The 15,380-nt window shown below is 57.8% G+C and carries 14 protein-coding genes; 7 read left to right on the plus strand and 7 right to left on the minus strand.

All coding sequences use genetic code 11. The annotated features are described in order from the left end of the window. Positions 1 to 134: 134 nt before the first annotated feature. Entirely contained in the window at positions 135 to 1,247 is a 1,113-nt protein-coding gene (locus GVN17_RS22805) for an acyltransferase (RefSeq protein WP_166597521.1), read from the minus strand. 117 nt (positions 1,248 to 1,364) lie between these two features. Beyond that, positions 1,365 to 2,168, minus strand: a complete 804-nt coding sequence (locus GVN17_RS22810) for a hypothetical protein (protein ID WP_166597522.1) — start codon at positions 2,166 to 2,168, stop codon at positions 1,365 to 1,367. Between GVN17_RS22810 and GVN17_RS22815 the strand changes: the two genes are divergently transcribed. Then, complete coding sequence (locus GVN17_RS22815) at positions 2,167 to 2,304, plus strand: hypothetical protein (RefSeq protein WP_166597523.1); 138 nt, start codon at positions 2,167 to 2,169, stop codon at positions 2,302 to 2,304. The two genes, GVN17_RS22810 and GVN17_RS22815, sit on opposite strands and share 2 nt — an antisense overlap. A 265-nt stretch (positions 2,305 to 2,569) precedes the next feature. Here GVN17_RS22815 and GVN17_RS22820 read toward each other — a convergent pair whose 3' ends face one another. Together GVN17_RS22820 and GVN17_RS22825 are read right to left on the minus strand one after the other, a co-directional pair. Beyond that, the gene (locus tag GVN17_RS22820) at positions 2,570 to 3,286 is read right to left on the minus strand and encodes an ABC transporter ATP-binding protein (protein ID WP_218576360.1); all 717 of its coding nucleotides are present in this window, start codon (positions 3,284 to 3,286) and stop codon (positions 2,570 to 2,572) included. Between the two features lie 2 nt (positions 3,287 to 3,288). Further along, entirely contained in the window at positions 3,289 to 4,077 is a 789-nt protein-coding gene (locus tag GVN17_RS22825) for an ABC transporter permease (RefSeq protein WP_166597524.1), read from the minus strand. 441 nt (positions 4,078 to 4,518) lie between these two features. Between GVN17_RS22825 and lapG the strand changes: the two genes are divergently transcribed. Further along, positions 4,519 to 5,214, plus strand: coding sequence for a cysteine protease LapG (gene lapG / locus GVN17_RS22830; protein WP_371928601.1), 696 nt, complete (start codon positions 4,519 to 4,521; stop codon positions 5,212 to 5,214). Between the two features lie 8 nt (positions 5,215 to 5,222). Then, positions 5,223 to 7,169 (plus strand): cyclic di-GMP receptor LapD, encoded by a 1,947-nt coding sequence (gene lapD / locus GVN17_RS22835; protein WP_166597525.1) that lies wholly within the window; start codon positions 5,223 to 5,225, stop codon positions 7,167 to 7,169. 353 nt (positions 7,170 to 7,522) lie between these two features. Here lapD and GVN17_RS22840 read toward each other — a convergent pair whose 3' ends face one another. Together GVN17_RS22840 and GVN17_RS22845 are read right to left on the minus strand one after the other, a co-directional pair. Then, the gene (locus GVN17_RS22840; RefSeq protein WP_166597526.1) at positions 7,523 to 7,861 is read right to left on the minus strand and encodes an EamA family transporter; all 339 of its coding nucleotides are present in this window, start codon (positions 7,859 to 7,861) and stop codon (positions 7,523 to 7,525) included. Next, positions 7,858 to 8,850 (minus strand): glycosyltransferase family 2 protein, encoded by a 993-nt coding sequence (locus GVN17_RS22845; protein WP_166597527.1) that lies wholly within the window; start codon positions 8,848 to 8,850, stop codon positions 7,858 to 7,860. The genes GVN17_RS22840 and GVN17_RS22845 overlap by 4 nt, the downstream gene beginning before the upstream one ends. 473 nt (positions 8,851 to 9,323) lie before the next feature. Between GVN17_RS22845 and GVN17_RS22850 the strand changes: the two genes are divergently transcribed. Genes GVN17_RS22850 through gmd form a run of 4 tightly spaced genes read left to right on the plus strand, consistent with a single transcriptional unit; the run spans position 9,324 to position 14,845 of the window. Further along, entirely contained in the window at positions 9,324 to 11,057 is a 1,734-nt protein-coding gene (locus GVN17_RS22850) for a type I secretion system permease/ATPase (protein WP_166597528.1), read from the plus strand. 13 nt (positions 11,058 to 11,070) lie between these two features. Beyond that, positions 11,071 to 12,393 (plus strand): HlyD family type I secretion periplasmic adaptor subunit, encoded by a 1,323-nt coding sequence (locus GVN17_RS22855; RefSeq protein ID WP_166597529.1) that lies wholly within the window; start codon positions 11,071 to 11,073, stop codon positions 12,391 to 12,393. A gap of 32 nt (positions 12,394 to 12,425) precedes the next feature. Beyond that, positions 12,426 to 13,802: a TolC family outer membrane protein gene (locus GVN17_RS22860; protein WP_371928603.1), complete on the plus strand. Its 1,377-nt coding sequence runs from the start codon at positions 12,426 to 12,428 to the stop codon at positions 13,800 to 13,802. After that, positions 13,799 to 14,845, plus strand: coding sequence for a GDP-mannose 4,6-dehydratase (gmd, locus tag GVN17_RS22865; protein WP_166597530.1), 1,047 nt, complete (start codon positions 13,799 to 13,801; stop codon positions 14,843 to 14,845). The genes GVN17_RS22860 and gmd overlap by 4 nt, the downstream gene beginning before the upstream one ends. 120 nt (positions 14,846 to 14,965) lie before the next feature. Here gmd and GVN17_RS29535 read toward each other — a convergent pair. Then, a partial coding sequence (locus GVN17_RS29535) for a hypothetical protein (RefSeq protein ID WP_218576361.1) occupies positions 14,966 to 15,380 on the minus strand: 415 nt, incomplete at its 5' end.

The following is a 15,380-nucleotide window of genomic DNA, read 5'->3' on the forward strand; positions in this document are numbered from 1 at the left end:
CGCGGCACTGTCCGATGTGCTCGACTCTGCGAATTCACAGGGGAAAAGCCCTCCGATACAACCGGATTTACGGGGCTTCGCCGCATTCTGGAGGGCTGCAAGAATATCAGAGAACGGCAGTCGAAGCTGCCTTCTCAGGGGCTCATCATCCGTTTGGTGTTGGCAAAAACGGCAAGGATCATGGTCCGGAAAACGTTTTTTCTGCGCTCCACCAGATACCCAAGGATGAAAACCGGAATGAGCGTGCCCAGATAAACGAGCCCCCTCAGGTCTGGACTATAGAAATCGCGGGTTTGTCCCAATTCCGCGTGCCAGAAAGTCAGCAGCGGGTGGTGGATGATATACAGGCTGAAGGTGTAGGCAGCGAGTTGTCGAATGATCGTTGCTGCACGCCCGCGGGCATTGAACGACATGAGCAGACACAGCTTACGAACCGCGAACAAGTGCGCCGCCACCAGTGCGGCAAGCAGATAGCCCCAGCCGCAATTGGCAGCGCCGTCCAGTCCATGCCCCAAGAAACGTTCGATGTGCATACCGACCAGAGGGTACGACCAGTCCCGAGGATTGCTCAGTTGCAGGGTGAGAAATACCACAGGTGGCAGAACACACAGCGCCCACAGCATGGGACGACCCGGATTGATTCGATCTCGGCAGTGATAGGCAGCGACCCCAGCGAGCCATATCGGCATCACCAGCCACTGTTTGGGCCCCGTCAGCAGCAGCGCAAGCAGCACCAGCCCCACTCGCCAATGACCGCGTGTGAACATGGCCAGTCCGTAGATCACGTAACACCACACTTCGAATGCCAGGCTCCAGTACGGACCGTTGCCGAACGGGCGAATGTCATCCCACCAGAACTCGCTGGTGAAGGAGAGCGTGCGGATGACGTAGTAGGCCGGCGTATCGAGTTGAAAAGCGTCAGGGTGAAGTGTGGGATTCGTTGCGTTGCCCATGCTCATGAGCAGCCACGACAACAGCACGGCGACGGCGGCCACGGGGAAGATTCTCGCGATGCGGTTCACGCTGTATGTCAGACCATCCCGCTCTTTCGTGTCGACAGCATGGCTGATGACGTAGCCGGACAGCACGAAAAACACCACCACCGCGTCATAACCGAAATTGTAGCGGTCCGTTATCGCCCCCAAGGCCGCCGTGAGTGGGTAATGCGAAACCAGCACCGTGACGGCGGCCACGACACGAAGCAGGTCCAGATAAACCGAAAATGAATCAGGCATTTTGGCGGGCATCAAAGTGCTCCCGGCATCGGATGGGCAAGGACAGGTGTCTGAAAGCGCCGGCGTTCGCGGTGTACACATTCAGTCGATGTGCCTCCGGCTCGGCAATGTTGGAGCGAAGGGTGTGATCTACACCGCTGGCCGACTCAATTGGTCGAGGTAAAAACGGGTCTGCAACGCGGCGTGATCCTTCGCGGACAGCGACATCATCGGCGGGTGGTAGGTGTCGTAGTGAATCGTTTTGAGTCGCAGCTCTTCCACGTTGCCAATCTCGAAAAACTCGTAGTCGTCGCGCAGCTTGAATTTCATGTAGTCCACGAACGCGAAATTCCGCGAGATGATCATGCGCTTTGACAGCTCAGCCACTTCGCTGCAGATCGCCGAGGCTTCCTGGCCGACTTCGCGATAGGGGAGCCAGGAAAAATCCACACCGGCGATCGCCTTGTACATGGCTGCATCGTCGACACTGCCCATGAAAAACGTGCGCCCAAGGACTTTGTGTTTCCTCGCGAGGTTGACCAGTTGGTCGATCTGCGAGGTGTCGGATTGTTTGATGGCGGTCGGGTGCAGCCCTGAAAAAATCAGCAATTTATGATTGTCGGGGAGTCTGGCGATGCACTGGATCGCGTAATCGAAGCCCTTATAGCCGCCAAAGAAACCGAAAACACCGATCAGGCGGTCATCGTCCTTCAGGCCGAGGCGACTGACGAGCTCATCGCGACAGGTCGGATGGTCGTACTCGGTTTTTTCTTTTTTCGTTGTGTAGCACAGCGGATGACATTCAACGTTGACCAATTTGAAGCGCTGTTGAAGAACGCGCTTTGTGGTTTCGGTGTGCACGATGACTTTGATCTTGTGCTCGCGGATGAACTGAAAAAGACCCAACTCATAACGCGCGGTTTTGCTGGACCGCCAACTTCTAGCGAAGTCCATGACGGTAGATCGCGGGCGAAACACCAGCCTGGCCAAGGACGGGAACGCGACATCTGCCGAACTGGATCGACTGAATACGGTGTGGAATGTGATCGTCGAGTTGGGATTGGCTGACAACAGACGTTTGATGCGTTGAATCGAGATATCGACCGAGTCTGAAAACAGTCCGTACTCGCATTGGATCGAAACCGCGTCAAATGATTTGAGCTGTTCACAGATCGCCCCAATGAATTGATCAGCTTCTGCGTCAGAGGCGCCGAAACTTTTTTTAAGTTCTTGCGGAGGCAGTTCAAAAACCGACACTTCGTTGTCCGGCATCAAGTTTCGGTACAGAACTTCGGAAAACCGCGCGATTCCGCATTCGAGTTTGTAGGATGAAACGATCGCTATTTTCATGGCGGTTATCCGATGAGAAAGTCTTCGGTTATTTTTCCGTGTTCGAGCCTGATGCCACGATTGCAGACGCTGTTAATCAGTTCTGCAGAGTGAGAGGCCAATACCAGAATCGATGCGTTGGACGTCATTTCATTCAGACGCGTGTTGGCCTGCTCCTGGAACTGCGCATCGCCCACGCCCAGCCATTCGTCCATCAAAATGATGTCCGCAGGAAACGCCGTCGAAATGGAAAACCCCAGGCGGACCAGCATGCCGGACGAATAGGTTCGCAGCGGCAGGTTCAGGTAGTCGCCCAGCCCCGAAAATTCGGCGATGTCGTTGATCGTCTGTTTGATCTCGCTCGGTTTCACGCCGAGGATCGCGCCGCGCAGGAAGATGTTTTCATAGCCTGTTGCTTCCACTTCCATGCCCAGCGTGAGGTCGAGGAGAGAGGTGATTCTTCCGGAAGATCGAAGCGCGCCAAGGGTGGGCCAGTAAACGTTAGCCATCACTTTGAGCAGCGTACTTTTGCCTGAGCCGTTGTGCCCCAGCAGCCCGATTCTCTCGCCGGGCTGAACCTCAAGATTGACGCCGTCCAGCGCTCGAATGCTCAGGTGGTGGCTGGCATTTTCACCGATACGCCCCCCGGTGACCCACGACAGCGCGTCCTTTTTGAAGGAGCGGCGGCCGACATCGAGAATCGGGTAATCGACGGTGACACCTTCTGCGATCAGATACGCCATGGTCAGACCCAGTAAGGAATGTGCTTGCGGTTAAGAAAGAGCATCGAAAGTGCGATGCCCCACAACGCCGTGCCCATGCCCAGCACCAGCCCGGCCGACGCGGCGGGAAACAGCCCGTTGAGCATGGGCTCGCGGACCAGGTCGATGAGGTAGACGAAGGGGTTGTAGCGAATCACTTCGCTCAGACCGGCCAGTTGGGCGGGGTGCCACATGACGGGCGTGATGAAGAACAGCAGCTGCATCGCGCTGGTGACCATCGGCAGGACATCGCGATAGCGTGCACAGATCACCGCCAATAATGCGGCAAAGGGAGTGAGGGCGAAGACCACCAGCACGATCCCCAAAATCGAACACAGCAGACCGAACCAGGTCAGGTAGCCGTACCACATCAATAGCGGAATCAGGATGATCCAGCTGTGCAGAAAGATCAGCGTGTTGCGAAAGGCGACCCGGAGGATATGGGTCAATATCGGCATGCTGATTTGTTTGATGATGTGCGCGGAGTTGATGATCGCGCTCGCACCTTCATTGATGAAGGTCAGAATGAATGTCCAGACAACGATGCCGCAGGCGAGGAAGGGTAGATATTCCTTGAGGTCCAGATTCAGCAGGCGCGAATACACCAACCCCAGCCCGCCAATGAATAACAACGATGTCAGCGTGATCCAGAATGGTCCAATGATCGAACGGCGATAGCGCCCTTTGATGTCGTGCAATGCCAGCAGATACCACGCGTGCCAGCCGTCGCTCAGTGCAGAAAACTCCCTTTTTAAAAAACCTTTTATGGTCACTGGACATCCTCGGGTTTTATATCTTTGCTGAGCTGTTTATTGATCGTATGAAACGGGCGAAAACACTCCCCCGCGCGCGTTCGACGGGAAAGTTAGGATCAGAAAATTGAAGGCTGTCACTGTATTGATCAGCACGGGTAATTAAGTGCAGCAGGCCCGCATGATCGTAGTCATTCACCGTGGCACGACGAATGTCGCGGGTGAATACAGACTCGTACTGAATCAGACATCTCAGGCGTTGCAAGTATAGGGGGAATGCCCCAAGTGCTGGCAACTTCGAAGTTATCTTCGTTGAGATTGTTTCGCTATAGAGCGCGGGCTTTATTGATCTAATGTTTTTGAGGGACTTCGAACGGATGATTTCACTGCGCCATTGTCTTTTTCCCCTCGACCCCTCACCATCGCTTTCCGGTTATCCGTTTGCCTGATGGACTCAACGAATTGGCAGTACGTTCAGCTCATAAGCGCCCAGGGTTGTGGTGGCTTTTGGCGCTTGCACTGGCGTGCACGGCGTGTACGAGCTATCTGACGGCTGATTGGGATTTCGCGCTGATCAGCAGAAGAGCCGAAGCGCTGTACGGTCCGTTAGGGGCTGGCAAGCAACGGATCGACGCCTGGCAGAATCTGCTGGCGACCGAGAAGCAGGTCAGCGAGATGGACAAGCTGACGGTGGTGAATCAGTTCTTCAATAAACAGATGCGTTACGAAGAAGACATCGACCTGTGGCATGAGGTCGATTACTGGTCCACGCCCATCGAGTCGCTGTGGAAGGGCGCGGGCGACTGTGAAGACTACGCCATCGCCAAATATTTCAGTCTGCGTCGGCTGGGCGTTCCAAGCGAGAAATTGCTGATCACCTACGTCAAGGCGTTGCGCCTGAACCGTGCGCACATGGTGCTGACCTATTATTCGAGCCCCAACGCGATGCCGCTGGTGCTCGACAGCCTCATTAATGAAATCAAACCCGCCAGCGAACGGCCGGACCTGTTGCCGGTTTACGCCTTCAATGCCGAAGGGCTGTGGCTGCCGGGTGCGCAGGGCAACAAGAAAGTGGGCGATACCAAGCGCCTGTCGCGTTGGCAGGACGTGTTGAAGAAAATGGCCGCCGAAGGCTTCCCGACTGAGCCTGAGAATTAGGAGTACTGATGTCTCTGTTCAAACAGCTGTTGATCGCTATCTGTCTGTTTTTGGTTGTCGCGTTTGCGGGCAGTTTTGTCGTCAGCCTGGAAAGCTCGCGGGCGCAGTACGTCAATCAGTTGCAGTCTCACGCGCAAGACGCCGCGACGTCGTTGGCGCTGTCACTGACTGCCAACATCGACGACCCGGCCATGGTTGAGTTGATGGTGACGTCGATTTTCGACAGCGGCTATTACGCCAGTATTCGCGTGGTGGACCTGGCGACCAATGCGGTGATCGTCGAGCGCAGCGCGGAGCCTGACAATCAAGGCGTGCCGCAATGGTTCATCAACGCCATCGGCCTGGCACCGGGAGGCGGTGAAGGGATCGTGAGTCGCGGCTGGCAACAGACCGCGCGAGTCGAGGTGGTGAGCCATCCAATGTTCGCATTGGCCAAGCTGTGGCAGAGCGCATTGGGCAGCCTCGGCTGGCTGGTGTTGTGCGGCATCGTTAGCGCATTGCTCGGGGCGCTGCTGCTGCGTCGTCAACTCAAACCGCTGGATTACATGGTTGCGCAATCCCAAGCGATTGCCCGTCGCGAGTTCCTGACGCTTCCCGAGTTGCCGCGCACGCCTGAGCTGCGTCGGGTGGTGCAGGCGATGAACCAGATGGTCGATAAACTGAAAGCACTGTTCAAGGAAAGCTCGGAGCGCAGCGAGAAACTGCGCGTTGAATCTTATCAGGACAGCCTGACGGGTTTGTCGAACCGGCGGTACTTCGACATGCAGCTCAAGGCCCATGTCAGCAATCAGGAAGAGCATCGGGCGGGCCATCTGCTGCTGTTGCGCGTCCAGGACCTTGCGGGTCTGAACCTGCGCCTGGGCGGCAAGCGCACCGACGCCCTGCTGATCGCGGTCGCACAGATGTTGCTCTCGCACTGCGAGAAGTATCCGAAGATTCGGAACCTCATCAGCCGTTCGCGGGGCGGTGAGTTCGCGGTGCTGGCGCCGGGCATGGCCCGTGAAGAGGCGCTGGCGCTGGTTCACGATCTGGAACTGGCGCTCAAAACGCTCGAAGCAACCGGGGCGTCCGACGTGTCGCCTGTCGCGCACATGGGTTTGGCGCCCTATGTTCCCGGCGAGGCACCGCTGACGTTGCTGGGGCTGGCGGATCAGGCACTGGCACAGGCCGAAACCCAAGGCGAGCAAACCTGGAGTTACGTCGAGAACGGCGAAGTCGCACCTAGCGGTGATGATCAGCACACGTGGCATCGCGTGCTGGATCATGCGTTGACTCATGGTGGCTTCGAGCTGTTCTTCCAGCCGGTGGTTGGCACACGTGATATCACGAAGGTGCTGCATTACAAGGCGTTGTCGCGGTTGGTGAACGAGCAGGGCGAAGCCGTTCCGGCGGGGCGTTTCCTGCCGTGGATCGAGCGATTCGGCTGGTCGAGCCGTTTGGACCTGCTGATGCTGCACCAAGTGCTCAAGCACCTTCAGACCCACGACCAGTCGTTGGCGCTGAACCTGTCTGCCGCGACGTTGAGTGACCCTGCGGCGCTGAACCAAGTGTTCGACGCGCTGCGTCAGCATCCAAAACTGGCAGGGCGGCTGACCATCGAGATTGGTGAGGAGCAATTGCCTGAACAGGCGGTGCTTGAAAAACTCACCCGTCGCTTGCAGGCCGCTGGCTTCACGTTGGCGCTGCAGCGGTTTGGTGGCCGCTTCAGCATGATCGGTAACCTGGCGCACCTTGGGTTGGCGTATTTGAAGATTGATGGCAGCTACATCCGCGCCATCGACGAAGAAAGCCACAAACGCCTCTTTATAGAAGCCGTGCAGCGGGCGGCACACAGCATCGACCTGCCCTTGATCGCCGAGCGGGTCGAGACTGAGGGCGAGCATTTGGTGATTGCCGAGATGGGGATCGAAGGGGTGCAGGGGCAGTTGTTTGGTGATCCGGCGCCTTGGAAGTGATGCCCGCCAGGCACACCGCATGCACCGGATTTGCTCCCGCTCCGGTCGGGCGCGACCCCGGGCAGATCGCAGGCAGGCCAGCCCCTACGCCTTCGGCAGAAGCGGGTAGGTGGTGAACGGTCGATTTCGTCAAGGCCAGAATTGCGACGCGGCCTGGCTCTTGAATCTGGCCAAAGGCCGTGGGAGATTCTATGGTTGAGGTCAACGAACTCTGGCCCGGTTTATCAAAAAACGCGGTCTCGCTTCTGCCGCAGGCGTGGGAGCTGGATTGCCTGCGATCTGCCCGGGGTCGCGCCCGACCGCAGCGGCAGCAAAACCTGCCAGCTCCGTTTATCTGTCACGCCCCCATCACATCACGCCTTAACGGTAATCACGATCCCGGCAATGATCACCGCAACGCCGACAAAATACTGGCTCTGGAATTTTTCGCCGAAGACGAAGTAGCTGCCGATGGGGACCAGCACGAAGGCCAGGGCCATCAGTGGGTACACCTTGCCCAGTTCGACCTTTTGCAGCACCCAGACCCAGGCCAGGGTCGTCACGCCGTACAGCGCGAATGCCGAGAACAGCGTCATCAAGGTGCCGGGGTCAAACAAGTTACCGGTCTTATGCAGCGAAGTGGCGCTGAGTTTGAACAGGATCTGCCCGCCCGCAATGCCCAGCACGCAGATCAGCGCGACGAAATAAATCATGGTTTAACACCTTGGCCGAGAGGTTTTTTCTTCTTGTGCAAATGAAGAACGCGGCGAGGAACGGACGCGATGTCCTGCCCCAGAAACGCCAGAATGAACTGCGTGCCCACGATGATGGGCAGCGCGGAAAGCATCACGGTGCCGGGCGTCGTCTGGATGCCGGAGCTCCATGCGCTGACCCAGTGATTCAATCCAAAGAGTGTGCCCGCCAGCACCAGCAACACACCGACCGGCAGTTCAATCGACGCCAGCGACATGTCACGCAGGTAATAGTTGTAGAACACGCGCTTGCTCATGTTTCGGATGTGCTTGACCAGGAACTCGCCCACGACCTTGGAAATCTTCAGGTTGCTGACTTCGTCGTCGTACTTGGCGTCCATCGGAACGTCGATCACCACCGCCCGCAAAATGTTCAGGCGGAAGAGCATGTCCGTTTCGAAGAAATAGCGTTGGCTGATCTTCTTCATCGGCAGGTGAGACGCGACGTTCGCATGGATGGCTGTAAAGCCATTGGTCGGGTCGAACAGATCCCAGTAACCGGACGACAGTTTGGTCATGAACGACAGCGTCGCATTGCCGAAGAGCCGCATTTTCGGCATCTGACGAATCTCTTCAAGGTCGAAGAAACGGTTGCCTTTGGTGTAGTCCGCTTCGCCGTTGGCGATAGGCAATACGAAGTCCGGGATCAGCGCCGGGTCCATCTGCCCGTCGCCATCGACCTTGACGATGATGTCGGCGCCACCGGCAATGGCGGCCTCGTAACCGGCCATCACGGCGCCGCCGACACCTTGGTTGACAGGGCAGACGATCACGTTGACCCGCGGGTCGGTGCAGTTGGCTTTGACGAATTCGCCCGACTGATCGGGGCAGCAGTCGTCGACCACGTAAATGACGTCGACCTCCTCACCGATGTTTTGGAGGACACCCAGAATGTGGGCTTTGACTTTATAGCTGGGGATAACGACAGCAATTTTTGAAGAATGAATCATTGCTAATCCTTAGCGGAGTCGAACAGGCGGCTGTTCTTGTAATGGATCAGACCCGGCTGCGCTTAACCGTCGGTCGGACGTAGTCAAATGATTGTCATCGAAGGCGGCGATCAAGAGTCGAACGACTACGCTTGATCCCCTACCGCCTGTCGCATGGTCTCCTGCGCGACGAGCCATAAGGCGTTGCGAGGGTGGGCCGGGCAGCGGGAAGGATCGCCATTTATTTGGCAAATCGTCCTGGCCGCCAATGAGCACGACTACAGGCGCGGCCGAGTTTAGGGGCGTTGGCGCAGGTGGGCAAATTTTTTGCATCAGGGCTATTCGTGGCTTCAAGGGCTTTCAGTGTGCAGGGAAAGCTCCTACGTGCAGCTTGGAAAATACCTGCGACCCTAAACACCTTTTCATTTGTCAGGAATAGTGGCGATGTTACACTCGCGCGCTTTTCCTGTTACCCATAGCGGCAGTAGTCAAATATGCGCAGCACACATGAAAACAGCTTGCAGGCTGCCCTGAAATCTTGCAGGAGCAGTTTTATCTCGGTCGGCTTTTTCAGCTTGTTCGTCAATGCGCTCATGCTGGTTCCTACCTTCTATATGCTCCAGGTCTATGGCCGGGTGGTAACGAGCGGTAACCTTACGACTCTGTCGGTCCTGACGCTGATCATGACCATCCTGGTCATCACCATGGGTTCGCTTGAGTGGATTCGCTCGCGGATCATGGTTCGCGTCAGCACCCGCCTCGACGTGCTGCTCAGCCGCGACGTTTACAAGGCCAGTTTCAAGCGCGCTTTGGACAGTGGTGGTATGGATGCGTCGGCCCAGTCGCTCAACGACCTCACCGGGTTGCGTCAATTCCTGACCGGCAACGGCCTGTTCGCGTTTTTCGATGCCCCGTGGTTGCCGATCTACGTTGCCGTGATGTTTCTGTTTCACCCTTGGTACGGCTGGGTCGCGATTGGCAGCGCCATCGTGTTGCTGATTCTGGCCTACCTCAACGAGCGCTTCACCGGCAAGGCGCTGGGTCAGGCGAACAAAGAAAACATCTCTGCGACGCTGTACACGACCAAAAACCTGCGCAACGCCGAAGTCATCGAATCGATGGGCATGCTCAACACGCTGATCGAGCGTTGGAGCCGCCGTCAGCGCAATGTCCTGTTGCTGCAATCCCATGCCAGCGACCGTGGCGGCGTCATCAGCTCTATTTCCAAAACTTTCCGCATGCTGATTCAGTCGTTGATTCTGGGTCTGGGTGCCTATCTGGCGGTCAACCACGAAATCAGCCCGGGCCTGGTCATCGCCGGTTCCGTGCTGCTGGGTCGCGCACTGGCGCCAATCGACTTGATCATCGGCAGCTGGAAAGGCTTCATCGCCGCCCGCTCCCAGTACGACCGCCTGAACGACATCCTCGACAAACAGAAAGCCGAGCCTGAGCGCATGTCGCTGCCGGTTCCGCAGGGCAACATCCTGGTCGAGAACCTGATCGTCGGTGCGCCGGGCTCCAAAGCCCCGATCATCCGAGGCATCAGCTTTGCCGTGCCTGCGGGTGCGGTGGTCGGGATCATCGGTCCGAGTGCGTCCGGTAAATCGACGCTGGCTCGTGCGCTGATGGGTGTTTGGGCCCCGCAGCATGGCGTGGTCCGTCTAGATGGCGCCGACATCGCCAACTGGGACAAGCACGAATTGGGTCCGCATTTGGGCTATCTGCCGCAGGACATCGAACTGTTCGAAGGCAGCATCAGCGAGAACATCGCGCGTTTCGCCGACGTTGACCCGGAGCTGGTGGTCAAGGCCGCGAAAACGGCGGGTGTCCACGAAATGATCCTGCAACTGCCGGAAGGCTACGACACGGTCATCGGCAGCGACGGCGTCAACCTGTCGGGCGGTCAACGCCAGCGCGTAGGTCTGGCCCGTGCGATCTACGGTACGCCGCGCCTGATTCTGCTCGACGAGCCGAACTCCAACCTCGACGAAGTGGGCGAGCGTGCGCTTGCCACCGCCATCCAGGAACTGAAGCAGACCGGTGCCACGATCTTCGTGATCACGCACCGCACGACGATTCTGTCCCAGCTTGACCGTTTGCTCGTCATGAGCGCCGGCGGCATCAGCATGTACGGTCCGCGCGACCAAGTGATGGAAGAGCTCAACAAGCAACAGATCGCCGCTCAACAAAAAGCCCAAGTGGGCACAGGCGCGACCGCTCGCGCCTGACAGGAAGATATCGATGACCCGCACGCTCAGTATCCAACCCGATAACTTCTCGGATTTACCCGTTTCCGACACCAAGACCCGCCGTCTGGGCTTCACCATTCTGCTGGTGACCTTCGGCATTTTCGGTGTATGGGCAGGGGTTGCCCCGATCGATGGCGCCGTTTACGCGCCGGGCGTCGTGACCGTGCAGGCCTATCGCAAGACGGTTCAGCACCTGGAAGGCGGCATCGTCAAAGACGTGCTGGTGCATGACGGCGACATCGTCAAAACGGGCGACCCGTTGATCGTGCTCGATGACGCGCAATTGCGCGCCGAGTACGACATGAACCACAACCAGTTGATCGCGGCCAAGGCGATGGAAGCGCGTCTGATCGCTGAGCGCGATAACCTGCCGTCCATCGACTTTGGCTCCATGGCGGAAGCCGATACCCCTCGCGGTGTCGAAGCGCGTGCTGGCGAAACTCAGGTGTTCAACGCCCGTCGCGGCGCGCGTCTGGGGCAGATTTCGGTCTTGCAGGAACGCATTGGTCAGCTGAATCAGCAGATCAAAGGCACCGAAGACATGATCGGCACCAAGAACAACCTCGAAGGCTCGTACACCGGCGAGATTGGTGACCTGAAAGACTTGCTGTCCCAAGGCTTCGTAGACAAACAGCGCATGCTTGAGCAGCAGCGCAAGCTGGACATGTTGAAGTCGGAAGTCGCGGATCACCGGTCGACCATCACCAAGACCCGTCTGCAGATCAACGAAACCCAATTGCAGATCCTGCAGATCAACAAAGACTTCAACTCTGACGTCGCCAAGCAACTGGCTGAAGTGCAGACCAAAGCCTATGACCTGCAAGAGAAGACCGCTGCGCTGGCTGATCGTCTGACTCGCGTCATTATTCGTGCCCCGGATGACGGCATGGTCATCGGCATGACCGTTCACACCATCGGCGGCGTCGTGCGCCAGGCCACGCCGCTGCTGGACATCGTGCCGTCGGTGTCCGATCTGGTGGTGGAAGCTCAGATTCCGCCGCAAGACATCAATCGGGTGGGCATCGACAAGCTGGCCGACATTCGTTTCAGCGCCTTCAACAGCGCGACCACGCCTGTGATCGAAGGCATCGTCACCTCCGTTTCGGCAGACCGTCTGACCAACGAAAAAACAGGCCAGCCGTACTATTTGGCGCGGGTCAAAGTGACCGAAGCCGGTGCGCACAAGCTGGGTGACCGCAAGCTGTTGGTAGGTATGCCGGCCGACGTGCTGGTCAAAACCGGCGAGCGGACGATGTTGCAATACCTGTTGCAGCCGGCGCGTAACGCCATCTCGCAATCGTTGATCGAGGAGTGACTGTGCGTCTGTTTCCATGTCTGATGTTGGGAATGCTGGCGCTGCAAGTCCAGGCCGCTGAGCCGAAAACAGCCGAACCCTCGAAGCCCAAGCCCCCGGCGACCAGCGTCAGCGCGAAGACCTATTCCGCTGACCTGATGCAGCTTTATCGTGAATCGCGTCTGGAGGACCCTCGGGTCCTCGCTTCATATTCCCGTGCCCAATCGAGCAAGGAGCAGCAGCGCGAAGCGTTCGGCGGGTTGCTGCCGCAGGTGAGTATCAGTGCGGGCAAGAACCGCATTCACCAGGAAAACGAGCTGATCACTCAGTCGTACAGCAGCGAAAACTACGCGCTCCAGCTCAGCCAGCACATTTACAACAAGGCGGCCTGGGAAAACTACGAGAAGTTCAAGAGCCTGGCCAAGCAAGCGGGCGAGGAATCCAAGGAAGCTCAGGCAGAAGCCACCGTAGATCTCGCGCAGCGTTATTTCGCGGCGTTGGCAGCGGACGACGAACTGGAATTGGTGCAGGCCGAATTGCGCGCCACGCAAAAGAACCTCGATCGGGTCAATGCGCTGTACGCGAAACAACTGGCAATGATTACTGACAAGCTCGACATTCAGGCGCGGGTCGACTCGTTGACGGCGCAGGAAGTGGACGCGCGCAACCAGGTTCGCGTGACCCGTGCGGCCCTCTCGGAGATCATCGGCCGCCCGGTGACCGAGCGTTTGAGCCGCGTGCGTGACGACGTCGAACTCAAAGTTTCGGCTGAAACCCTCGACAGTTGGGTGCAGTTGGCGACCGTCAATAACCCGCAGATTCTCGCCAGCCAACACGCTGTCGAAGCCGCTGAGGCCGCGCTGCGCGGGGGCAAGGGCGGGCATTACCCGACCGTCAGCCTGAACCTCAGCGCGCAAAATACCAACGAAGGTTACAACAACGCATTGGCGCCAAGAACCGATAGCTATGTCGCGGGCGTCAACGTGCAAATTCCGATCTATAGTGGTGGCTCAACCTCTGCGCGCGTTCGTGGTCTGTATCAGGATCAGATTACGGCGGAGGAACAAATGGAGGCGACACGCCGGCAAGTCGTCAAGGAAACGACAAATGCTTACTTGACCGCGGACTCCAGTGTCGAAAAAATACGCGCCAACCGGAACGCCCTCAGTTCTGCCGAGCAATCCAGCATTGCGGCAGACAAGGCGTTTTCTTATGGGGTGGTGAATGCCGTGGACGTGTTGACTGCGACGCAGAACGAGTTCAAGGCTCGTCGCGACCTGCTCAAGACGCAATACGACTTCATCACAAACCTGTTCATTCTCAACCGTTGGGCTGGCAAGCTTTCCGAGGAAAGCGTGGATAGCGTCAACATCTGGTTGAGTAACAACAGTAAAACGGACTCTGTCCCACAGCGGAACATGAAGCAATGAATGCACCCAGCAAATCAGTGATTATCACAGGCGTTACCGGTCAGGACGGCGCCTACCTCACCCAATTGCTTCTCGAAAAAGGCTACAAGGTCTACGGCACCTATCGCCGTACGAGTTCGGTCAACTTTTGGCGTCTGGAAGAAGTCGGCGCGTTGAATCACCCGAACCTGGAACTGGTCGAACATGACCTGACCGACCTGGGCGCGAGCATTCGCCTGCTGCAGAAGGCTGAGCCTTCCGAGATCTACAACCTGGCGGCCCAGAGCTTCGTAGGCGTGTCCTTCGAGCAACCGGTCACCACCGCGGAAATCACCGGCATCGGCGCGGTGAACCTGCTGGAAGCGATCCGCATCGTTAACCCGAAGATCCGCTTCTATCAGGCCTCGACCTCCGAGATGTTCGGCAAGGTGCAACAGGTCCCTCAGACCGAAGCCACCGATTTCTACCCGCGCAGCCCGTACGGTGTGGCCAAGCTCTACGCTCACTGGATGACCATCAACTACCGCGAGTCCTACGGGATCTTCGGTTCCAGCGGTATCCTGTTCAACCACGAATCGCCACTGCGCGGTAAAGAGTTCGTGACCCGCAAGATCACCGACGCCGTTGCCCGTATTTCGCTGGGCCAGCAGGACGTGCTTGAGTTGGGCAACATGGACGCCAAGCGCGACTGGGGTTTCGCCAAGGAATACGTCGAAGGTATGTGGCGCATGCTGCAAGCCGATGAGCCGGACACCTTCGTTCTGGCCACCAACCGCACCGAAACCGTTCGTGACTTCGTGTCCATGGCGTTCAAAGCCGTGGACATCGAGCTGGAATGGAAAGGCAGCGCTGACAACGAGCACGGTATCGACACCAAGACCGGCAAGACCGTTATTCAGGTCAACCCGAAGTTCTACCGTCCAGCCGAAGTCGAACTGCTGATTGGCGACCCGGAAAAAGCCAAGCGCGTACTGGGCTGGGAAGCCAAGACCACGCTGGAGCAGCTGTGTGACCTGATGGTCAAGAGCGACCTGGAACGCGTGAAGTCCGGCAAATCGTTCTGATCTGCCTGCGGCAGCCCTTAGGGCGCCGCGGATAGCCGACCTGTGATTTGGCTATATATATAGAAGAGGCCGCGTGCGAACGCGGCCTTTTTTATGCCCGTTTCATGGCGTGGATGCGATTCAGGGGGCTGATCGTTCGGGGCATGCGGTCAGACCTGACAGACCGCATGCGTCGGATTTGCCATTGCTGCGCAATGGATCGCGAGCAAGCAACGCTCCTACGCCTTCGGCAGAAGCGGATCGCAATGTAACTTCGCGTTGGTGTTGGCATTCGCTTTTGATACTGGCCGAAGGCCGTAGGAGTGCCGGGGTGGCGCTCCACCTTGCCTGCGATCTGTCGCGCAGCGGCAGCAAAACCAGACGACTTCGATCCGCCTGACCCACCGCATACGCCGTGGTTGCCATTGCTGCGCAATGGATCGCGAGCAAGCAACGCTCCCACGCCTTCGGCAGAAGCGGATCGTGGTGTGGTCCGGGCTTTTGATTCTGGCCGAAGGCTGTAGGAGCTGGCTTGCCTGCGATCCATTGCGAAGCG

Origin of the sequence: Pseudomonas sp. SLFW, from assembly GCF_009905615.1 — a bacterium.
Taxonomy (GTDB): Bacteria; Pseudomonadota; Gammaproteobacteria; order Pseudomonadales; family Pseudomonadaceae; genus Aquipseudomonas; species Aquipseudomonas bambusae.